Annotated in this window: 25 protein-coding genes; 4 read left to right on the top strand and 21 right to left on the bottom strand. The window is 62.5% G+C overall.

What is annotated here, in order from left to right; all coding sequences use genetic code 11:
- Positions 1-26: 26 nt before the first annotated feature.
- Positions 27-758 carry an SDR family oxidoreductase gene (locus tag D1012_RS01435; RefSeq protein ID WP_118149553.1) on the bottom strand — a complete coding sequence of 244 codons (732 nt, stop codon included), beginning with the start codon at positions 756-758 and terminating at the stop codon, positions 27-29.
- Positions 759-895: 137 nt separating this feature from the next.
- Between D1012_RS01435 and argB the strand changes: the two genes are divergently transcribed.
- The 4 genes from argB (at position 896) to D1012_RS01415 (ending at position 3,406) form a co-directional block, all read left to right on the top strand.
- Positions 896-1,774 carry an acetylglutamate kinase gene (argB, locus tag D1012_RS01430; RefSeq protein WP_435530896.1) on the top strand — a complete coding sequence of 293 codons (879 nt, stop codon included), beginning with the start codon at positions 896-898 and terminating at the stop codon, positions 1,772-1,774.
- 63 nt (positions 1,775-1,837) lie between these two features.
- On the top strand, positions 1,838-2,491 hold the full coding sequence (locus D1012_RS01425) for a ferredoxin (protein ID WP_118149551.1): 654 nt from the start codon (positions 1,838-1,840) through the stop codon (positions 2,489-2,491).
- Between the two features lie 41 nt (positions 2,492-2,532).
- Positions 2,533-3,036 carry a SixA phosphatase family protein gene (locus D1012_RS01420; protein ID WP_118149550.1) on the top strand — a complete coding sequence of 168 codons (504 nt, stop codon included), beginning with the start codon at positions 2,533-2,535 and terminating at the stop codon, positions 3,034-3,036.
- A gap of 184 nt (positions 3,037-3,220) precedes the next feature.
- Positions 3,221-3,406 (top strand): hypothetical protein, encoded by a 186-nt coding sequence (locus D1012_RS01415; RefSeq protein WP_118149549.1) that lies wholly within the window; start codon positions 3,221-3,223, stop codon positions 3,404-3,406.
- 17 nt (positions 3,407-3,423) lie between these two features.
- Here D1012_RS01415 and D1012_RS01410 read toward each other — a convergent pair whose 3' ends face one another.
- From D1012_RS01410 to rplF, 20 genes are all read right to left on the bottom strand, one after another.
- A complete protein-coding gene (locus D1012_RS01410; protein WP_118150007.1) occupies positions 3,424-4,158 on the bottom strand; it encodes a pseudouridine synthase in 735 nt (244 codons plus the stop codon).
- Positions 4,159-4,269: 111 nt separating this feature from the next.
- Complete coding sequence (locus D1012_RS01405; protein WP_118149548.1) at positions 4,270-5,058, bottom strand: amino acid ABC transporter ATP-binding protein; 789 nt, start codon at positions 5,056-5,058, stop codon at positions 4,270-4,272.
- A gap of 12 nt (positions 5,059-5,070) precedes the next feature.
- Positions 5,071-6,381: an amino acid ABC transporter permease gene (locus tag D1012_RS01400; RefSeq protein ID WP_118149547.1), complete on the bottom strand. Its 1,311-nt coding sequence runs from the start codon at positions 6,379-6,381 to the stop codon at positions 5,071-5,073.
- A gap of 1 nt (position 6,382) precedes the next feature.
- Positions 6,383-7,636, bottom strand: a complete 1,254-nt coding sequence (locus tag D1012_RS01395; protein ID WP_118149546.1) for an amino acid ABC transporter permease — start codon at positions 7,634-7,636, stop codon at positions 6,383-6,385.
- A gap of 136 nt (positions 7,637-7,772) precedes the next feature.
- Complete coding sequence (locus tag D1012_RS01390; protein WP_118149545.1) at positions 7,773-8,798, bottom strand: amino acid ABC transporter substrate-binding protein; 1,026 nt, start codon at positions 8,796-8,798, stop codon at positions 7,773-7,775.
- Between the two features lie 240 nt (positions 8,799-9,038).
- A complete protein-coding gene (locus D1012_RS01385; RefSeq protein ID WP_118149544.1) occupies positions 9,039-9,746 on the bottom strand; it encodes an ATP12 family chaperone protein in 708 nt (235 codons plus the stop codon).
- Entirely contained in the window at positions 9,743-10,789 is a 1,047-nt protein-coding gene (locus D1012_RS01380; RefSeq protein ID WP_118150006.1) for an RluA family pseudouridine synthase, read from the bottom strand. Before D1012_RS01380 ends, D1012_RS01385 begins: the two co-directional genes overlap by 4 nt.
- A gap of 215 nt (positions 10,790-11,004) precedes the next feature.
- Complete coding sequence (locus D1012_RS01375; protein WP_118149543.1) at positions 11,005-12,318, bottom strand: replication-associated recombination protein A; 1,314 nt, start codon at positions 12,316-12,318, stop codon at positions 11,005-11,007.
- A gap of 32 nt (positions 12,319-12,350) precedes the next feature.
- Positions 12,351-13,727 (bottom strand): Do family serine endopeptidase, encoded by a 1,377-nt coding sequence (locus tag D1012_RS01370; RefSeq protein WP_118149542.1) that lies wholly within the window; start codon positions 13,725-13,727, stop codon positions 12,351-12,353.
- Between the two features lie 135 nt (positions 13,728-13,862).
- The gene (gene rplQ / locus D1012_RS01365) at positions 13,863-14,276 is read right to left on the bottom strand and encodes a 50S ribosomal protein L17 (protein WP_118149541.1); all 414 of its coding nucleotides are present in this window, start codon (positions 14,274-14,276) and stop codon (positions 13,863-13,865) included.
- Between the two features lie 139 nt (positions 14,277-14,415).
- Complete coding sequence (locus D1012_RS01360; RefSeq protein ID WP_103334366.1) at positions 14,416-15,432, bottom strand: DNA-directed RNA polymerase subunit alpha; 1,017 nt, start codon at positions 15,430-15,432, stop codon at positions 14,416-14,418.
- 119 nt (positions 15,433-15,551) lie between these two features.
- The gene (rpsK, locus tag D1012_RS01355) at positions 15,552-15,947 is read right to left on the bottom strand and encodes a 30S ribosomal protein S11 (RefSeq protein WP_103334365.1); all 396 of its coding nucleotides are present in this window, start codon (positions 15,945-15,947) and stop codon (positions 15,552-15,554) included.
- A 15-nt stretch (positions 15,948-15,962) separates the two neighbouring features.
- Positions 15,963-16,331 carry a 30S ribosomal protein S13 gene (rpsM, locus tag D1012_RS01350; RefSeq protein ID WP_118149540.1) on the bottom strand — a complete coding sequence of 123 codons (369 nt, stop codon included), beginning with the start codon at positions 16,329-16,331 and terminating at the stop codon, positions 15,963-15,965.
- A 178-nt stretch (positions 16,332-16,509) separates the two neighbouring features.
- Entirely contained in the window at positions 16,510-17,094 is a 585-nt protein-coding gene (locus D1012_RS01345) for an adenylate kinase (RefSeq protein WP_118149539.1), read from the bottom strand.
- 3 nt (positions 17,095-17,097) lie between these two features.
- Positions 17,098-18,456, bottom strand: a complete 1,359-nt coding sequence (gene secY, locus D1012_RS01340; protein WP_118149538.1) for a preprotein translocase subunit SecY — start codon at positions 18,454-18,456, stop codon at positions 17,098-17,100.
- 109 nt (positions 18,457-18,565) lie between these two features.
- Positions 18,566-19,036, bottom strand: coding sequence for a 50S ribosomal protein L15 (gene rplO / locus D1012_RS01335; RefSeq protein WP_118149537.1), 471 nt, complete (start codon positions 19,034-19,036; stop codon positions 18,566-18,568).
- 471 nt (positions 19,037-19,507) lie between these two features.
- A complete protein-coding gene (gene rpmD, locus D1012_RS01330; RefSeq protein WP_118149536.1) occupies positions 19,508-19,705 on the bottom strand; it encodes a 50S ribosomal protein L30 in 198 nt (65 codons plus the stop codon).
- A gap of 2 nt (positions 19,706-19,707) precedes the next feature.
- Positions 19,708-20,277 (bottom strand): 30S ribosomal protein S5, encoded by a 570-nt coding sequence (gene rpsE / locus D1012_RS01325; protein ID WP_103334358.1) that lies wholly within the window; start codon positions 20,275-20,277, stop codon positions 19,708-19,710.
- A gap of 11 nt (positions 20,278-20,288) precedes the next feature.
- Positions 20,289-20,648 carry a 50S ribosomal protein L18 gene (rplR, locus tag D1012_RS01320; protein WP_118149535.1) on the bottom strand — a complete coding sequence of 120 codons (360 nt, stop codon included), beginning with the start codon at positions 20,646-20,648 and terminating at the stop codon, positions 20,289-20,291.
- 9 nt (positions 20,649-20,657) lie between these two features.
- On the bottom strand, positions 20,658-21,191 hold the full coding sequence (gene rplF, locus D1012_RS01315; protein ID WP_118149534.1) for a 50S ribosomal protein L6: 534 nt from the start codon (positions 21,189-21,191) through the stop codon (positions 20,658-20,660).
- Positions 21,192-21,194 lie beyond the last annotated feature (3 nt).

The raw sequence follows: 21,194 nt of genomic DNA, 5'->3' as shown, positions 1-21,194 counted from the left end.
CCCGCGAGAGAGCATGAGGCGGCACGTCAGACATGCTGCGCGCCGTTCACCTCGATCTCGGCGCCCGAGATATAGCTCGACTGGTCCGAGCACAGAAACCAGATCACATCGGCCACCTCTTTCGGCTGACCCAGCCGCTGCATCGGCAGTTTCTCCACAATCTTGTCGGTCCCCGGTGACAGGATCGCCGTCTCGACCTCACCCGGCGCAATCGCGTTGACCCGCACCCCCAAGGGCCCGAAATCATGCGCCATCTCACGCGTCAGTGCGGCAAGCGCCGCCTTTGACGTGGCATAGGCCGCACCCGCAAACGGATGCACCCGCACCCCGGCAATCGAGGTGACATTGACCACCGACCCCTTGGCAGCCGCCAGCTCATCTTTCAGCCCGCGCGCCATGATGACGGAAGAGAAGAAATTGACATGAAACACCTGACCCCAGGTCCGCAGATCGGTGTCCAGGGTGTTCAACCGCGCTCCATCAGCACCTTTCGGGCTGATCCCGGCGTTGTTGACCAGCGCATCCAGCCGGCCATTGATCTTGCTCTTGATCGTCTCGATGGCTGCAATGGTCTTGTTGGGATCGGCCAGATCAATCTGGATATGGTTCTCTTCACCGCCCGGCCAGGGGCAGCGCGCATCAAACGGCTGGCGCGAACAGGTCAGCACCCGCCAGCCTTCGGCTGAAAACCGCTTGACCGTGGCATGCCCGATGCCGCGCGATGCACCTGTCAGGACAATGGTTTTGGGTTCGGACATGGCAGTCTCCTTGAGTTGGACAAACCCTACGCTTACGGTCGGGAAAGACAAGCCGGGACACGGCGCTTGGCAGGTGGAGCCAAAGACGCTACCAACCCCACAACCCCGGAGGCCCCATGAAACAGCAGACCCTGACCATGCAAGATGCCCTGAACACCGCCAAGATGCTGTCCGAAGCCCTGCCCTATCTGCAACGCTACGCCGACTCGGTCGTGGTGGTGAAGTTCGGCGGCAATGCCATGGGCGATGACGCCGCCATGGCCGAATTCGCCCGCGACATCGTGCTGATGCGTCAGGTCGGCGTAAACCCGGTCGTGGTGCATGGTGGTGGTCCGATGATCAACGACATGCTGAACAAGCTGGGCATCAAGTCGGAATTCGTGCGCGGCAAACGGGTGACCGACAAGGCCACCGTGCAGGTGGTGGAGATGATCCTGTCGGGTCTGGTCAACAAACGCATCGTGCAGGCGATCATGGATGCCGGCGGCCGCGCTGTCGGCATTTCCGGCAAGGATGATGACCTGATGGTGTGCGAGGCCGATGACCCGGAGCTGGGCTTTGTCGGCCGCCCCGTCGAGATGAACGTGCAGGTGTTGCGCGATCTGTACAAGGCCGGAATCATCCCGGTGATCGCCCCGGTCGGCACCGGCATGGCCGACAACGAGACCTTTAACGTCAACGGCGACACCGCTGCCGGGGCCATCGCAGGCGCGTTGCAGGCTGACCGCCTGCTGCTGCTGACCGATGTGCAGGGCGTCAAGAACGCGGCGGGAGAGGTGATGACCCAGATCACCCCGGATGAGATCCGGCAGATGACGGCGGATGGCGTGATTTCGGGCGGGATGATCCCCAAGACCGAAACCGCGCTGCTGGCGATCGAACAGGGCACGCGGGCGGTGACGATTCTGGATGGCCGCATCCCGAACGCCTGCCTGCTGGAGCTGTTCACCGACCACGGCGCGGGCAGCCAGATCCGATCAACCGAGCCGCGGGTGAAACCGCTGGTGCGGCGGTGATCTGACCGTCGTTTTCGGGTCAATGGGCGGACGCCTCCGGCGGGAGTATTTGGAAAGCAGCAAATGCCAGAGCTGAGCCTTGACCGTCTGACCGCAGCGCTGGAGCCAGAGTATCTGGAGGTTCTGGGCGGCTTTGACTGTACGGGCGAGCCGGGGTTTCCGGCTTGGGCGCGTACTCTGGTGCTGCTGGGGCCGCGCGAGCCGGGGTTCTGGCCGCATCTGAAGGCGCAGCCGGAATGGGGCGGGCCGGATCCGGTCGACCGCTGGTCGCGCCGGGTGATCGGGCGGCTGGCCTGTGATCTGGGCGGCAAGGCGCGGTTTCCCTTTGGCGGGCCGCCTTATCATCCGTTCTTTGCCTGGGCCTTGCGGAGCGGGCGGATCTGGGAAAGCCCGGTGCGGTTTCTGGTGCATGACACACAGGGGTTGCTGGTCAGCATGCGGGGGGCGCTGATCCTGCCGCAGGCGCTGGACTTTGGGGCGGCGTCCCGGCCCTGTGACGACTGTGCGCAGCCTTGTGTCACGGCCTGTCCGGTGGGGGCGCTGTCGGCGGGCGGCTATGATGTGGCGGCCTGCCATGCGTTTCTGGATCTGCCCGAGGGCGCGGATTGTCTGGCGGCGGGCTGCAGGGTTCGGCGCGCTTGCCCGGTGTCGCAAGGCTATGCAAGACTTGCCGAACAGTCGGCCTATCACATGGGGCGATTCCACAGGGCGGGTTAACCGCCCGTATCCGGGGGGAATTTGAATTGGGGGGAGTAGGAATGAAGCGCCTGATCTTGACGCGGCATGCGAAATCGAGCTGGGACGATCCTTTGACACCGGACCATGACCGCCCTCTGAACGAGCGGGGCCGGGCGGCGGCGGCGGATCTGGGGCAATGGCTGGCAAGCCGGGGCTATGTGCCGGGTCAGGTGCTGTGCTCGGACAGCTTGCGGACCCGCAAGACCTGGGCGGGCATCGCGCCCGCGTTGCCGGGGGAGCCGGTGCTGGAGCTGAAGCCTGCGCTCTATCATGCCGGGGCGGAGGTGATGCTGGCGGTGCTGCGCCATGCGACGGCGGATACGGTGATGATGGTCGGGCATAACCCCGGCATTGCGGAATTTGCGGGGCGGATCGTGGCGCATGCCCCGGTCAATCCGGAGTTCGGCCGCTATCCGACCGGGGCGACGCTGGTGGTCGACTTTGTGGCCGACACCTGGGCGGATGTGGGCTTTGGGCAGGGGGCGGTGGATGATTTCATCGTTCCGCGCGAGATCATGGCCTGACCGCTGCCTGCGGGTTCCCCCTGTGTTACAAGGGAAGGAAACCCATGAAATCAACGGCTTGACCCTGTGGAATTTACCAAATGTTAATGGTTTCCCACACTGAGCCACCCCTTGGGCACCGCTTGCGGCGGTGCCCGGTTTCAGGCATGACGCATGATCAGGATCTAAAACAAGGCGACAGCCCATGGATTACGCGAAATCAGGCAACCCGAAACTGAGCAAGGATCAGGGTCGCCAGAAAGACCCCAGCGCCAAGCCGGGCAAGGAATTGAAGGCCAAGGCCCCGACCAAGACCCCGAACCTGCGTCCCAGCAAGGAAGAGCTGCTGGAGCGGATGAAGGCCAAGGCGGCGGGCAAGACCGCCGAATAACGCGCGGCCGCCTTTGATCATGCGAAGATCAGCGCGATCTGGTCTTCGTCCAGCAGCGCCCACTGACCGGGGGACAGGCTGTCCGGCAGGGCCAGACTGCCCAAACTCTCGCGGTGCAGATCTTCGACGTGGTTGCCGGTGGCGGCGAACATGCGGCGCACCTGATGATAGCGGCCTTCGGTCACCGTCAGCAGCGCCTCGGTCTCCGAAATCACCTGCAGCTGCGCCGGAGCCAGCGGCTTTGCATCGCCTTCCAGCATCAGCCCCCCTGACGCGAACAGCGCGGCTTCGGTCCCGGTCAGCGGGCGGGCCAGCCGGGCGCGATAGGTTTTCGCGACATGGCGGCGCGGGCTGATCACGCGGTGCAGCAGCGCGCCGTCATCGGTCAGCAGCAACAGGCCCGATGTCTGCTTGTCCAGCCGTCCGATGGTGGAAATCGCCGGGCTGCGCTGCCGCCAGCGGGGCGGCAGGATGTCATAGACCAGCGGCCCCGCCTCTTTGTGTGAACAGGTCATGCCCAGAGGTTTGTGAAGCAGGATCACAAGCCCTGCCACAGGATCGAGCGGTTGACCGTCGATCTTCATACGGGTGGGCAGATCGGCGGTCACGCGGATGCGCGCCGATGCGTCTGACAGTGCAGCCCCGTCCAGCGTGATGCGCCCGCCCTTTGCCAGCTGCGCCATTTCGCTGCGCGAGCCATAGCCCATGGAGGACAAGAGCTTGTCCACGCGGGATGTCGGGGGGGTGGTCATCTGCTGTCTGCCTTCGGGAACGGTCATGACCCCAGTTTTCAGACCAGACGCGCTTGCACAAGATGCAAAAGGGGCCCCGGAGGGCCCCTTTTCCGAAACATCCGGCGCGGATCAGTGCCCGAGGATCTGTGACAGGAACAGTTTGGTCCGGTCCGATTGCGGGTTGTTGAAGAACTCTTTCGGGTTGTTCTGTTCGACAATCTGGCCCTGATCCATGAAGATCACCCGGTTCGCCACGGCCTGCGCAAAGCCCATTTCATGGGTGACGCAGAGCATGGTCATGCCCTCTTCGGCCAGTTCGATCATGGTGTCGAGCACCTCTTTGATCATCTCGGGGTCGAGGGCAGAGGTGGGTTCGTCGAACAGCATGATGCGCGGTTTCATGCACAGCGAGCGCGCGATGGCCACGCGCTGTTGCTGGCCGCCCGACAACTGACCGGGGTATTTGTTGGCCTGTTCGGGGATTTTCACCTTGCGCAGGTAGTGCATCGCCACCTCGATCGCTTCGGCCTTCGGGGTCTTGCGGACCCAGATCGGGGCGAGCGTCAGGTTTTCCAGAATGGTCAGATGCGGGAACAGGTTGAAGTGCTGGAACACCATGCCAACCTCGGACCGGACCTTGTCGATGTTTTTCAGGTCCGACGTGAGTTCGGTGCCGTCGACGATGATCTGGCCCTGCTGGTGTTCCTCCAGCCGGTTGATGCAGCGGATCAGGGTGGATTTGCCGGACCCGGAGGGACCGCAGATCACGATCCGCTCCCCCCGGTTGACGGTCATGTTGATGTCGCGCAGCACGTGGAAGGTGCCGTACCACTTGTTCATCTGGCTGATCTGGATGGCAACTTCGTCGCTGACCTTCATCTGGGACGGGTCAATCTGGCGGGCAATGGCTTCGGACATGTTCCGGCTCCCTTAGCGATGATCGGTTTTCAGCTTGGATTCCAGGTACATCGAGTACCGGGACATGCCAAAGCAGAAGAGGAAAAAGATGGCGCCGACAAAGATGTAGGGTTCCCAATAGATCCCCTTCCAGTCGGTGGAGGCGCGGACGGCGTCGGTGATGCCCTTGAGCGGATCCAGAAGGCCGACGAAGACAACAAGGGTGGTGTCCTTGAACAGGCCGATGAAGGTGGAAACGATGCCGGGGATCGAGATTTTCAGCGCCTGCGGCATGATGATCAGGCGCTGCGCCTTCCAGTAATCCAGCCCCAGAGCGTCGGCGGCTTCGTACTGGCCGCGTGGCAGGGCAGCGAGACCGCCGCGCACCACTTCGGCGATATAGGCGGCGGCGAACAGCACCACCATGATGATGACGCGCAGGATGATGTCGAAGTCGGTGCCCGGCGGCAGGAAGTAGTTGAGCAAGAGCGAGGCGGTGAACAGCAGGGTGATCAGCGGCACACCGCGGATGAACTCGATGAAGCCGACCGACAGCTTGTTGACGATGAACATGTCGGACTGGCGGCCAAGCGCCAGCATCACGCCAAGCGGCAGCGAAAAGGCGATGCCGGTGAAGCCGATGGTGAAGGCGAGAACAAAGCCGCCGAATTCGCGCGAGCGCACGCCTTGCAGCGCTATGGGCATGATGGAGTGCAGCGCGTCAGCGACAGGACCGGCGAGGAACAGCCACCACAGGACCGGGGCCAGCACCGCCGCGATGGTGGCCAGGATGGTTCCGGCGACGGGTTGGATCAGTTTGGCGGCGGCATAGCCGATGGCGAAGCCGGCAAGGGCAGTGACCGGCACCCAGACCGAGCCGCCCCACAACAGCCAGAAGCCCACGGCCGGGTAGACCAGCGAGAACCACAGCATCTTGCGCGGGAGTTTGTCGAACAGCACCGGGGCCACGGCGACCACCAGCAGGGCAAAGGCCAGAACCGGGCGCCAGTACAGGTGCGACGGGTAGAAGCCGAACAGGTATTGCGGCCAGCGTTCGCGGATCACTGCCCAGCAGGCGCCGGTGACGCCCTCACCCCAGGTTGCAGCAATGATCTGGCGGCATTCAGACAGGCTGCCCGCGTTCCAGACCGAGCGTGACAGCCAGGGCGCGATGCCGACGATGATATAGGCCACGACAGCGACGCCCAGCACGGTCAGGATGCCGTTGAGGACGGACGAGAACAGGTTCTCGCGCACCCATTTGACGGCCCCGGCCTCGGTCAGCGGCGGGGACTGTTCGGGCAGCATTTCGGTGCGGACGAAGGTGCTTGTGCTGGTGTTCATCTCAGCGCTCCTTCAGCTTGACGGAATTGTTGTAGACGTTCATCGCCGACGAGATCAGCAGGCTGATGATCAGGTAGATCAGCATCAACAGCATCATCGCCTCCAGCCCGCGCCCGGTCTGGTTCAGCGTGATGCCGCCCAGCGTGCCGCGCAGGTCCATGTAGCCGACGGCGATGGCCAGCGACGAGTTCTTGGTCAGGTTCAGGTATTGCGAGATCAGCGGCGGGATGATGACCCGCAGCGCCTGCGGCAGGATGATCAGGTTCATCGTGCGGCCCGGGCGCAGGCCCAGGGCAAAGGCGGCCTCGGACTGCCCGCGCGAGATGGCGTTGATCCCGGCGCGGACGATTTCGGCGATGAAGGCCGCCGTATAGAGCGTCAGCGCCAGCCACAGGGCAACCAGCGAGTTCGACACCTGCAAGCCGCCGGTGAAGTTGAAGCCTTGCAGCGAGGGGCTGTCGAGGTGGGTGCCAAGCGCCAGAAACACCACAATGATCGGCCCGAACAGCGCCAGAAGCGACTGCCACCAGGTGGTGGGGCGCAGGCCGGTGGCCTCTTGGATCCGGGTGGCGCGGCGCAGGATGGTCCGGTTGATCAGGAAGCCGCCGACCAGCGCCGCAAGGATCAGCGCAAGGTCGAGGTTCAGCCACAGCGGGCCCAAGGGCAGCCAGCCGAGCGAGCGGTCAAAGATCAGCCAGGGAATGGCGGTGTAGCGGTTGGTAAAGGCCACCGTGTCAAACAGCACCATCGACGCCGCCGGAGTATCGCCGCGAAAGGCGTTCGGGGCGGGCAGTGCCTCGGTGAAGACGGTGTAGATCATCAGGATCCACAACAAGAGCGGGATGTTGCGGAAAATCTCGACATAGATGGTCATCAGCCGGGCGATCACCCAGTTTTTCGACAGACGCAGCACCCCTGCGATCACGCCCACAACCGTCGCCGCGATACAGCCCAGAACGGCGATCAGCAGCGTGTTGAGCAGACCGACCAGCGTGGCGCGGGCGTGGCTGCTGTCATTGGTGTATTCCACCAGCGTCTGGTTGATGTCGTAACCGGCCCGGTTCCACAGGAACCCGAACGAGATGCCACGCCCCAGCGCATCAAGATTGCGCAGCAGGTTGTCGATGAGCCAGGCAGCCCCCAACATCACCAGCATAAGCACAACGATCTGAATGGTTATGGAACGGTAGCGGGTGTCATAGATGAGCATCCCGAGCCGAAAGCCAGCTTTCGGTTCTTCCGTGACTACGGCCATTTATTTTCCCCTGAAGTCCGCGCGCCCCCGGGCTTTGCCCTTATTTGTGGGGGATGTTCCCCCGGCGCTGCGGATAACCCTGTTCTCACTTTTGGAAAGGGCGCGCCATGACGGCGCGCCCAGACGTTTCAGCCGATCAACGGAACGGCGGGGTGTACAGCAGACCGCCCTGGGTCCACTGCGCGTTCAGACCACGCGCCAGACCGATCGGGGTCGATTCGCCGATGGTGGCCGCAAAGATCTCACCATAGTTGCCGCTGGCCTTGATCGCGTTCTTGGCCCAGTCGGCGTCAAGCCCGATCATCGCGCCCAGGTTGTCCGAGGTGCCCAGAAGGCGCTGGATTTCCGGGTTCTGCGACGAGGTCGCCAGCTCTTCGATGTTGGCCGAGGTGATGCCGAATTCTTCGGCAGCGACCAGAGCGTTCATCGTCCAGCGGATCACATCACCCCAGGCGCTGTCGCCATGACGCACGGCAGGCCCGAGCGGTTCTTTGGAGATGATTTCGGGCAGGATGATGTGGTTTTCCGGGTCAGCAAACGCAGCGCGCGTTGCAGCCAGACCGGAGGCATCGGTGGTATAGGCGTCGCAGGCGCCAGCCAGATACTGCTGTTCGCCTTCGGCGTTGGTTTCGATCGGAACCGCCGTGTAGGTCATGTTGTTGGCTTTGAAGTAGTCAGCCAGGTTCAGTTCGGTGGTGGTGCCGGTCTGAATGCAGATCGTGGCGCCGTTCAGCTCTTTTGCCGAAGACACGCCCAGATCCTTGCGGACCATGAAGCCTTGACCGTCGTAGTAGTTCACGCCGACAAAATCCATGTTCAGGTCGGTGTCGCGCGAGAAGGTCCAGGTGGTGTTCCGGATCAGAAAGTCGATCTTGCCCGAGGTCAGCTGTTCAAAGCGGTCCGACGAGGTGGTGGGGATATAGACCACTTTCGACGCATCGCCAAAGATCGCACCGGCGACGGCTTTGCACAGGGCAACGTCAAAGCCCTGCCAGTTGCCGCTTGCATCCGGGGCGGCAAAGCCGACCAGCCCGGTGTTGACGCCGCAGTTCAGTTCGCCACGGGCCTTGACGGTATCAAGCGTCGAGGTGCCCTGCGCCAGTGCCATGCCTGCGAACAGGGTGGTGGCGGCGAGGGTGCCGAGGAATACGGATTGTTTCATTCTTACCTCATCCTGAGTTGTCGACCTTGAGCCGACGTTTTTATGCCCCGAGGCCGGTTGATGGGCGGACGGGGACGAAACTAGTGGAGGTGAGCCTCTCCCAGTCAGGACAGTTTCCTCCGAAGCGGTTTGAAAGGTCAAGCATATCGCATGAAATTGCCTAAATTCTTTGCATTCAGGCGGTTTAGAGGCTGTCACGGGCAAGTTGGCATCGCACCGCCTGCGTTTTGAGCAGGATTGTTACCCGCACAATGCAAAGAATCGCTCTGCGGTCAGGAACGCGTCGCGACGCAGCGCCTCCAGCCGGGCCGCATCTTCGTCTTCGCCCCACAGCTCGTTTTGCCAGGCTTCATCGATTCGGCTGAGGCCAAATGCCTGATCGCCGGAAAGCCTGCGCCGCGCCACGGCGAGGCCCAGAATCAGCGAACCGGAAATGGCGACAAGGTCATGCAGCGCCGCCAGCTGGAACGGGCTGTGCGCTCCCACATGGGCGCGCAGGCCCATCAGGCTTTCGGCGGGCTGCGACACCGGCATCACGCCCTGGGTGACCACCAGCGGCGCGCGCAGGTCGTCGCGCGCCCAGTCCAGCAGCGGGGTCCAGTGGGCCTCCTGCCGGTCGATCAGCGGCTGCGGATCGGTGGCGCGGTAGCACAAAAGATCGGTGGTGCCGTAATTGGCGATCTCCGCCACCACGGCATCCAGCTGCGGCGCGACCTTGTCGATGGCAGAGTTCGCCGCGCGGGTCAGTGGCATGGTGTCGGGCTTGATCAGCCCCTGCTGCTGGTCCCATTCGGCGGCAATCTCTTGCGCCATGGCAAGCGTGGGCAGCACCAGCGGCTGCTTGGCCGGGGTCTTCACCGCACGGGCATCAAGCCGCACGGTAAAGCCGCCCTCACACGACTCGGCCTGCGCGGCCTGCCAGAACCGCTTTGCTGCCCAGGCGCTCACCGCAGGCTCTCGAACGGGTCGGCTGGCACGTCTTTTTCGTTCCAGTCCAACAGCTTCCAGGTCCGCGCCATGTGCTCAGGCAAGGGGGCGGTAAAGGTCATCATTTCCTTGGTGATCGGGTGCTGAACCGACAGGCTGCGGGCATGCAGGTGCATCTTTTTCGACATCTCGCCGCCTGCCTGAGCGCCCCAGCCGTCGCCCATGTTTTCCTGCGCCGTGCTGCCGTATTTGCCATCGCCGATGATCGGATGGCCCAGTTCGGCCAGATGCGCGCGCAACTGGTGGGTGCGGCCGGTCACCGGCTCCAGCGCCATCCAGCTCATCCGGGTGCCGAGGAACCAGAGCGTGAAAAAGTCGGTATGGGCGCGTTTGGCATCGGGGAATTCGGCCATCTTGGCGGGGTGGATGCAGAGCATCTTTTCGCCCTCGCCGCCGCGCCCATGGCCCGGCGCCTTCATCAGCCCGTATTTGATGCTGCCCTGACGCGGATGCGGCACACCGGCGACCAGCGCCCAATAGATCTTGCGGGTGTTGCGATGGCGCAGCGCTTCGGACAGCGCCCGCGCGACCCGGTCGGTGCGCGCGAGCATCAAGAGACCCGAGGTATCCTTGTCCAGCCGGTGCACCAGCTTGGGCTTTTCCTTGTAGCCGAACTTCAGCGCCTCGGCCAAGCCATCGACATGCCGGTCGCCCTGCCCCGAGCCGCCCTGTGACGGCAGACCGGCAGGCTTGTTCAGGATGATGATATGCTCATCCTTCCACAACACCGCGTTCTGGATCAGCTTGGTGTCCGCGGCTGAGATCCGGCTTTCGGGCGAGCGGCTGGGGGCTTCGGTATCGGGCAAGGGCGGCACGCGGATGGTCTGGCCGGGGGCGATGCGATCGGCCGCTTTCGCGCGCGCGCCATCGACCCGGATCTGCCCGGTGCGGCACATCTTTTCGACATGGCCCTGGGTCAGTTGCGGAAAGCGGCGCTTGAACCACTTGTCCAGCCGCTGTTCGCCCTCATCCTCGGACACCGTCAGATTTTTCACGCCACTCATGTCAACGACCTTGCAAATTTGAGGCCCGCCCATCGTGCGGCAAGCGAGAAAGAAACGACACCGCCGTTGCCCGCAACGGGCCTGCAGGGGTCGGGAGTAAGGGCTGTCTTTGCGGTTGTTGCGCGGAATTGTCAACGTGCGCTCGGCCAACGCACAGGCATTGCGCAGTCTGCTGCCAGATTCATCTTTGCGCGGGCCGCACCCGGCGCTGCGCCCTAGCCGCCCTGCCGCTTTGCCCGCAATTTGGCAAAATACTCCACCCGCTTTTTCAGCTCGCGCTCATAGCCGCGTTCGGGTGGCAGGTAGAACACCGGGCGCTTCATGCCTTCGGGGAAGTAATCCTGCCCGGAAAAGCCGTCTTCGGCATCGTGGTCATAGGCATAACCGGTGCCATAGCCGATGTCTTTCATCATCTTGGTCGGCGCGTTCAGGATGTGGCGCGGCGGCATCTGGCTGCCGGTCTCGCGTGCGCTCGCCCGTGCGGCCTTGTAGGCCGCATAAACAGCGTTCGATTTGGGCGCGAGCGCGAGGTAGACCACCGCATTGGCCAGCGCCAGTTCCCCCTCGGGGCTGCCCAGCCGCTCGTAGGTGTTCCACGCGTCCAGACAGACCGAATGCGCCTGCGGTTCGGCCAGCCCGATATCTTCCACCGCCATCCGGGTCAGGCGGCGGGCCAGAAAGCGCGGGTCTTCGCCGCCTTCCAGCATGCGGGCGAACCAGTACAGGGCTGCATCCGGGTCTGATCCGCGCACCGATTTGTGCAAGGCGGAAATCAGGTTGTAATGCTCTTCGCCCGATTTGTCGTATTTGGCGGCACGGCGCATCAGGCGGGTGGCCAACTGATCGCGGTCAATCGGTTTGTCGATCCGCCATGCCGCCACTTGCTCGGTCAGGTTCAGAAGGGCGCGGCCATCGCCATCGGCCATTTCCAGCAGCGCCTCTCGCGCCTCGCCGGTCAATGGCAGCACGCGGCCCAGCTCCATCTCGGCGCGCTGCATCATCCGTTCCAGATCGGCGAGGTTCAGCCGCTCCAGCACAATCACCTGCGCGCGGGAAAGAAGCGCTGCGTTCAGCTCAAAACTGGGGTTCTCGGTGGTGGCCCCGACCAGAAGGATGGTGCCATCCTCCATATGCGGCAGAAACCCGTCTTGCTGCGCCTTGTTGAAACGATGGATTTCATCAACAAAAAGCAGCGTGCCCTGCCCGTTTTGTCGCCGGATCTTAGCGGATTCGAACACTTTGCGCAGTTCCGGCACGCCGGTAAAGATGGCGGAGATCTGGACAAAGGCCAGATCCGTCTCACGCGCCAGCAGCCGCGCGATGGTGGTCTTGCCCACGCCGGGCGGCCCCCAGAGGATCAGCGACGACAGCGACTGTGCCGCCAGCATCGCGCCAAGCGGCCCCTCAGGGCCCAGCACATGCGCCTGCCCGATCACCTCGGCCAGCGACTGCGGCCGCAGACGGTCGGCCAAAGGCCGGGGGCCTTCGGCTTTGGGAGTCGCGCTTGCGGTGTCAAACAGGTCTGCCATGGGTCTACGTTACGCCGCTGCGCCCCCAAGAGCTAGAGGCGGAAACGCAGGCGCACGATCTGCCCGCCCCGGTTCACGTCGATGGCCCAGCGACGGGTCTGCTCTTGCGCCGCTTCGGCCACATCCTGTGGGGTGGCGACCGGGCGGCCATTGATTGCCAGCAGCACATCGCCGGATCGGATCCCGATCTGGGCGGCCAGATCCTGGGCGGCGGTCACGACCACGCCCTCCGCCTCGGTCGCAAGCCCGATCTCGGCGCTGAGGGCGGGGTTGATCCGGGCCACACTCAGCCCGCGCAGCGCCACAGGGTCGGTGATGGTGACGGGATCGCGTGGCGGGCTTTCCGGCGGGGCAATCAGGGTGACATCAACGGTCGCAGGGCCATCTTCGTCCAGATAGGTCACCGGCACCGTGGCCCCGATGCCAAGCGCCGACAGGCGAAAGATCATCTCTTGCGGGGTGTTGGTCGGCTCGCCCGCGACCGAGAGCACCACATCACCCGAACGCAGGCCCGCTTTGCCGAACGGGCTGTCGGGGTGCAACTCGACCAGAAGCACCCCATCCGGCCGCGGCAGGTTCATCGCCGCCGCCAGCCCGGCATCCACCGCCTGCCCCTGCACGCCCGCCCAAGGCCGTTCAAACCGCGCGCCGCCCGCAACGGCCTGCGCCACCACGGTCTGCACCAGATTGGCGGGGATCGCAAAGCCGATGCCGTTAGAGCCGCCAGACCGGGTCAGGATCGCGGTGTTGATCCCGACCAGCCGCCCCTGCATATCGACCAGCGCGCCACCCGAATTACCGGGGTTGATCGCCGCGTCGGTTTGGATGAAATAGCCGCGCCCCAGTTCCACCGTGCTGCGCGCAAGTCCCGAGACGATGCCCGACGACACCGTCTGCCCCACCCCGAACGGGTTGCCGATCGCCAGCACCAGATCGCCGACCTCGACCTCATCGGAATTGCGCAGGGCAAGCGCGGGCAGACCCTCGGCGTCCTGCAGCCGCAGGATGGCCAGATCGCTTTCCTCATCACCAAGGATCAGTTCGGCGGCATATTCGCGGCGGTCGTTCAGCACGACGCGGATTTCGGTCGCCTGACCGACCACATGGTAATTCGACACCACGATGCCATCGGATGACACGATCACCCCGGAGCCGAGCGAATTCTGCACGCGCGGCTGGGACTGGCCGTAGCCGCTGAAGAACTGGTCAAAGAACGGATCACCGGCAAAGGGCGACAGCCGTTCCTCGACCACGCGGGTCGCGTAGATGTTGACCACCGCCGGAGTGGTCGATTTGACCACCGGGGCAAAGCTGAGGCTGATTTCGGCGGTTGATGCCGGGGGGCGGGTCTCGGTCTGGGCGGCAAGCGGGGTGGCGCAAAGCAGGATCAGGGCAACAAGGCGGAACATGGGGCATCCCTTTGTGGTGGTGCAATGGGATATGGCAAAGCGACGCGCGCTTTCAACCTGCCCTGCGCAAGACAAAGCCCGCCTCTGGTGTCCAGAGACGGGCTGTGCCGTAAACTTTGGCCGGAAAGCCGGGGCTTATTCTGCCTCGAACGCTTCGGTGCGGGCGTGATCGGCGGCACCCTTGGCATTCGGATCGCGGTCAACGAATTCGATGATCGCCATCGGGGCCATGTCGCCATAGCGGAAGCCAGCCTTCAGCACGCGCACATAACCGCCGGCGCGGTCCTTGTAGCGGGGGCCGAGGATTTCGAACAGGCGGGCGGTGTGCATGTCCTGTTTCAGCTGCGAATGCGCCTGACGGCGGGCGTGCAGATCGCCGCGCTTTGCCAGCGTGATCAGCTTTTCGATGATCGGACGCAGTTCTTTGGCTTTCGGCAGGGTGGTCTTGATCTGCTCGTGTTCAATCAGCGAACCGGCCATGTTGGCGAACATCGCTTTGCGGTGTTCGTGGGTCCGGTTCAGTTTGCGGTAGCCGTTAGAGTGACGCATGGAAATCTCCTGATCGCGTGTTTTGCTTTGTCCGGTGCGGCCTACGTGCGGCTGCACTCACCTTGGGGCCGTGTGGCCCATGTTTTCCCCGGCGGTCCGGGCATTTGTAGCTGGGGGGCATCGCTGCCCCCCGGTATTCTTAGAACTGGTCCTCAAAGCGCTTGGCCAGATCTTCGATGTTCTCTGGCGGCCAGTCTTCGACTTCCATGCCCAGATGCAGACCCATACCCGACAGCACTTCCTTGATTTCGTTCAAGGACTTGCGGCCAAAGTTCGGGGTGCGCAGCATTTCGGCTTCGGTTTTCTGAATCAGATCGCCGATGTAGACGATGTTGTCGTTCTTCAGGCAGTTGGCCGAGCGGACCGAAAGTTCCAGCTCGTCGACTTTCTTCAGGAGCAGCGGGTTGAATTCCAGACCCGCATCGACTTCGCCCAGTTTCGCCGATTCCGGCTCGTCGAAGTTGACGAAGATCGACAGCTGGTCCTGCAGGATGCGCGCGGCATAGGCCACGGCGTCATCCGGCGTCAGCGAGCCGTCGGTTTCAACCTTCATCGTCAGCTTGTCATAGTCCAGCACCTGGCCCTCACGGGTGGGCTGCACTTCGTAGCTGACTTTTTTCACCGGCGAGTAGATCGCATCAATCGGGATCAGTCCGATCGGCGCGTCTTCAGGGCGGTTCTTGTCGGCCGAGACATAGCCTTTGCCGGTGTTGACGGTCAGCTCCATGAACACATCCGCACCATCATCAAGGTGGCAGATCACATGTTCACGGTTCAGAATCTCGATGCCATTCGACTCCGAGATATCTGCCGCCGTCACAACGCCCGGACCCTTGGCCGAGATCGACAGGCGTTTCGGCCCCTCGACGTCCATCTTGATGGACACGCCTTTGAGGTTCAGCACGATGTCGGTCACGTCTTCGCGCACGCCAGCGACGCTGGAAAACTCGTGCAGCACATTGTCGATCTGAACGCTCGTGATGGCCGCGCCCTGCAGGCTCGACATCAGCACACGGCGCAGGGCATTGCCCAGCGTCAGACCAAAGCCGCGCTCCAGCGGTTCGGCGATCACGGTCGCCACGCGCGCCGCATCCGCACCCGGTTTTACAACCAGTTGGGTCGGTTTGATCAGTTCTTGCCAGTTCTTATGGATCATGCTGTCGCCTCCATCCTTGTCCCATTGCCCATGTCCAGCAAGCGGTGGGACGCCCGAGGGTCCTTAAATGCCGAAATCGGGCCGTGCGATGTCGCACGGCCCGACAGTATATCTGCCGATCAGACGCGGCGGCGCTTTGGCGGGCGGCAACCGTTGTGCGCCAGCGGAGTCACGTCGCGGATCGAGGTGATGTTCAGACCAACAGCCGCCAGCGCGCGCAGCGCCGATTCGCGGCCCGAACCCGGACCCTGCACTTCGACTTCGACAGTCTTCATGCCATGTTCCTGAGCTTTGCGAGCGGCATCTTCGGCAGCCATCTGAGCGGCATAAGGCGTCGACTTGCGCGAGCCTTTGAAGCCCATGGTGCCCGAGGAGGACCAGGAAATCGCATTGCCCTGAACGTCAGAGATCAGGATTTTGGTGTTGTTGAACGAAGAGTTCACATGAACCACGCCAGCGGCGATGTTCTTGCGCTCTTTTTTCTTGGTGCGGGATGCTTTGGTATCGCGTGCCATATCGGTATGCTCCCCTTACTTCTTCTTGCCAGCGATGGCTTTTGCGGGGCCCTTGCGGGTGCGAGCATTGGTATGGGTACGCTGACCGCGGACCGGCAGGCCCTTGCGGTGACGCAGGCCGCGATAGCAGCCAAGGTCCATCAGACGCTTGATGTTCATCGAGGTTTCGCGACGCAGGTCACCTTCGACGGTGAAGTTCGCGTCGATGAATTCGCGGATCGCCAGAACTTCGGCATCCGACAGTTCATTGACGCGACGGGCGCGGTCGATGTTCAGCGAGGCGCAGATGGCTTCGGCATTGGTTGGGCCAATACCGGTGATGTAGGTCAGGGCGATCGGAACCCGTTTCTGGGTCGGAATGTTAACGCCAGCAATACGTGCCAAACGTGTGTCCTTTTCAATGTTGCGGTTCCGTGGTGCCAGAACCTTTTTTCACAACTCCACCAAGGCACTGTGCCCTGATGGTGCTTTTCCCGAAAATGGGAAGCCCGGCACGATTCCATGCCGGGACGCTGTGCTTTATGGGCAAACGCCGCGCCCGTCAAGGGCAGCGGCGGTATTTTTACCGTTTGTCAAGAATTTTCGCGATGTCCGCGCTGACGCTGTCCATGTCGGCCAGACCGTCAACGGTGGCCAGGTTGCCCTTGGCGTAATAGTAGCCGGTCAGCGGTGCGGTGTTCTTGTAATACTCGCGCAGACGCACTTCGAACACTTCGGGGGTGTCGTCGCGCCGCACGGGTTGGCCGCTGGCGCGGGCCTCTTCGGCGCGCTTGACGATCCGGCCCACGAGGGCTGCATCATCGACCACCAGCTCGATCACGGCATCCAGCGTCAGACCCTTTTTCTCCAGCAGCACCGCCAGAGCATCGGCTTGCTTCAGCGTGCGCGGAAAGCCGTCAAAGATGAACCCGCCGGGGGCGCCCTTGGTCAGCTTTTCCTCGATCAGACCGATCACGATCTCATCGGTGACCAGCGCGCCACGCTCCATCACTTCGGCAACCTTGAGGCCCATTTCGGTGCCGCTGGTCTTTGCTTCGCGCAGCATGTCACCGGTGGAGAGCTGGACCATGCCCCGCCCCTCCTCCAGCCGCTTGGCCTGCGTTCCTTTACCGGCCCCCGGAGGCCCCAGAAGAATGATGTTTGCCATGTGTCAGCGCCGTGTCGGGGTCTTGGGCGTGGTCTTTTTACGACCGCGCAGTTGCGATTTCTCGATCAGGCCTTCGTATTGATGCGCCAACAGATGCGACTGCACCTGATTGATCGTATCCATCGTCACCGACACCACGATCAGCACCGAGGTGCCGCCGAAATAGAAGGTAAAGCCGAACTGGTTGCGCAGAATTTCCGGCAGCAGACAGACAGCGGCCAGATAGGCCGAGCCGAGCACCAGAATGCGGGTGACCACGTATTCCAGATATTCCTCGGTCTTTTTGCCGGGACGGATGCCGGGGATGAACCCGTTCTGGTTTTTCAGGTTATCCGCCACATCCTCGACCTTGAAGGCGACGTTATAGGTGTAGAAGTAGCTGAAGAACACGATCATGCCGGTGAAGAACAGCAGATACAGCGGCTGACCGGGGCCGAAATAGGCCAGGATGGTCGACATCACCGGGCCGGTCTGAGCGCCTGAGAAGGTCGAAATCGTGACCGGCAGCAACAGCAGCGACGAGGCAAAGATCGCCGGGATCACGCCCGCCGGGTTCACCTTGACCGGCAGATGGCTGGAGCCGCCGTCATAAACCTTCATACCGACCTGACGCCGGGGGTACTGGATATGGATCTTGCGCAGCGCGCGCTCCATGAACACCACAAAGGCGATGACGGCGATCACCATCACGATCACCCCGATGATCACCGCAGGCGAAATCGCGCCGGACCGGCCCTGGCTCAGGAACTGGGCGATGGCGGCAGGCAGTTCCGCGACGATGCCGACAAAGATGATCAAGGAGATGCCGTTGCCGATGCCGCGCGCGGTGATCTGCTCGCCGATCCACATCAGGAACATGGTGCCACCGACCAGCGTGATCATGCAGGCCGCCTTGAAGAACAGGCCCGGATCATGCGCAAGGCCACCGGCCTCAAGGCTGGCAGCGATGCCCCAGGCCTGAAAGGTCGCCAGAAACACCGTGCCATAGCGGGTGTACTGGTTGATCTTCTTGCGGCCCTGCTCGCCCTCTTTCTTCAGCTGCTCCAGCGCCGGAACCATCGCCGTCATCAGCTGCACGATGATCGAGGCCGAGATATAGGGCATGATCCCGAGGGCAAAGATGCCCATACGGCTGATCGCGCCGCCGGTGAACATGTTGAGAATGCCCCCGATCCCCGCCCCTGCATCCTCCATGAAGGCGCGCAGCTGCACGCCATCAATGCCGGGCACCGGAATATAGGTGCCCAACCGATAGACGATCAGCAGGCCGATGGTAAAAAAGATGCGTTGGCGCAAGTCGGTTGCCTTGCCAAGGGCGCCCCAGCTGAGGTTCGCCGCCATTTGCTCTGCAGCAGATGCCATATCCGGTCTCTTTCAAAGACAGCGCCGCCAAACCGTTCTCCGGTCGGCGGCGCGGGAAAACTAAAGGTGATGTAAGCGGTCTGAAGGCCGCTCACAACTCCTATTTGGCTTACTCAGCCGCTGACGCCGGAAGGGTGATCGACCCGCCAGCCGCTTTGATGGCCTCGACAGCGGCTGCCGAAGCGCCCGAAACCACCAGTTTCACAGCCGACTTGATCTCGCCCTTGTTCAGGATACGGATGCCATCGCGCTTGTGGTTGGTCAGGCCAGCGGCCACCAGCATGTCTTCGGTCAGGTCAAGCTTGATGTCCAGCTTGCCGGCCGCGACGAATTTCTCGATCAGGCCCAGGTTGACGACCGCGTATTCCTTGCGGTTCGGCTTGGTGAAGCCGCGCTTTGGCAGGCGGCGGTACAGCGGCATCTGGCCGCCTTCGTATCCGCCAATGGCCACGCCCGAACGCGATTTCTGGCCCTTGATACCACGGCCAGCGGTCTTGCCCTTGCCCGAACCGGGGCCACGGGCAACGCGCTTTTGCTTTTTGTTCGCGCCGTCATTGTCACGAAGTTCATTCAGTTTCATGTCGCACTCTCCATCGCCGGAACATCCCCGCCTGCGACGGGAGGGGACAACACGGCATTTCTTGTTGATTCTGCGGACCGCAAGGCCCACCGGGGGCGTATAGTGGCTGTGGGGGTGTTAGGCAAGCGGGTTGGCACGGGACGAGGTGCGGCGGGGTGAACCCCGCCATGCCAGCATCAGGCCATCAATGACAATGGACCCGGCCCGTTGCCTTTTCCATGTGACAACATTCACCGGGAGGCGAGCTTTTCCGACAGCCACCACCATGGGCTTGTGCCTGCATGCCGAAACTGGCCAGAGCGAAAAGCAGGGCGGTACCGATCAAAGCGCGCATATGAACATCCTGACTGAAATATTAACAAAAGGTTAACAATCGTTAACAAACAATCAGATCATTCCCAAACGAAAACGCCCCGTGGTTTCCCACGGGGCGCAAGTCTTGCGGTACGGCGGGGATACCCCCGCCAGACCTCAGCCGCGCTCTTCGATGATCTTCACAAGATGCGAGATCTTGTTGACCATGCCGCGCACGGAAGGGGTGTCTTCCAGCTCGCGGGTGCGGTTCATCTTGTTCAGGCCCAGACCCTTGAGGGTCGCGGTCTGAATGGCCGGGCGGCGGGCGGCGGACGCCACCTGCTGCACTACGATGGTTTTCTTGGTCTCGGTCATGATCAGGCCTCCTGCACTTCAGCTTCGGGCTTTTTCAGGATCTCGGCCACCTTTTTACCGCGACGTGCGGCAACCTGGCGGGGCGAGGTCTCTGCTTTCAGGCCGTCGATGGTGGCGCGGATCATGTTGTAGGGGTTCTGCGAGCCGATCGACTTCGCAACAACGTCCTGGATCCCCAGCATTTCGAACACGGCGCGCATTGGACCACCGGCGATGATGCCGGTACCAGCCACTGCGGTCCGCATCACGACTTTTCCGGCGCCGTGGCGGCCTTCCATATCGTGGTGCAGGGTGCGGCTGTCCTTCAGCGGCACTCGGATCATCTGGCGCTTGGCCTGTTCCGTTGCCTTGCGGATCGCCTCCGGCACTTCTTTCGCCTTGCCTTTGCCGAAGCCTACGCGACCACGCTGGTCGCCGACCACGACGAGTGCTGCAAAGCCAAAGCGCTTGCCGCCCTTGACGGTTTTCGAAACACGGTTGATCGCGACCAGACGGTCAGCGAATTCGGGCGTTTCCTCACGGGAGTCCTGACGACGATCTCCGCCGCGGCCCCGATTTTCACGTTCTGCCATATCCAAACTCCTCAGAACTTCAGGCCGCCTTCACGGGCAGCGTCGGCCAAAGCCTTGATCTTACCGTGAAAGAGGAAACCACCACGATCGAAATAGACGTCTTCGACCCCTGCCTTCTTCGCCCGCTCTGCAATCGCAGCGCCGATTTTGGCCGCAGCCTCGACGTTGTTCTTGCCGATCAGACCCAGGTCTTTCTCCAACGTGGAGGCGGACGCAACGGTCACGCCTTTCACATCGTCGATCAGCTGGGCGCTGATGTTCTTGGACGACCGATGCACGGACAGGCGCAGGCGCCCGTTCGACATCGCCTTGATTTTGTTCCGGACGCGCAGGCGGCGTTTCAGGAACAGCTCTCGTTTGTTCAAAGCCATTTTGCCACCTTACTTCTTCTTGCCTTCTTTGCGGAAGACGAACTCACCCTTATAGCGGATGCCCTTGCCCTTGTACGGCTCGGGCTTGCGCCATTCGCGGATGTTCGCGGCGACCTGGCCAACGAGCTGTTGGTCGATCCCTTCCACAACGATTTCAGTTTGCTTCGGCGACGTGACGGTCACGCCAGCCGGAACGGCGAAGTTGACTTCGTGGCTATAGCCAAGCGACAGCTTCAGAACATTGCCGGCGACCGCAGCACGGTAACCAACGCCCTGAATCTCAAGCTCTTTCTTGAAGCCGGTCGAGACGCCCTGAACCAGGTTCTCCACCATCGAACGGGCCATGCCCCATTGCTGACGAGCGCGTTTCGAGGTGCCGCGGGGCGTCACCTTGATCTCTTCGCCGTCGATGGTGATGGTCACATCGTCGGTTGCGGTAAAGCTGCGGGTGCCTTTCGGCCCCTTCACTTCGACAGTCTGGCCGGACACCGACGCCGAGACGCCTTTGACCAGAGAGACGGGTTTCTTGCCGATACGAGACATTGC

This window comes from Pseudotabrizicola alkalilacus (assembly GCF_003443995.1).
GTDB classification, from domain to species: domain Bacteria; phylum Pseudomonadota; class Alphaproteobacteria; order Rhodobacterales; family Rhodobacteraceae; genus Pseudotabrizicola; species Pseudotabrizicola alkalilacus.
This window is presented reverse-complemented; position numbering and strand designations above follow the sequence as displayed.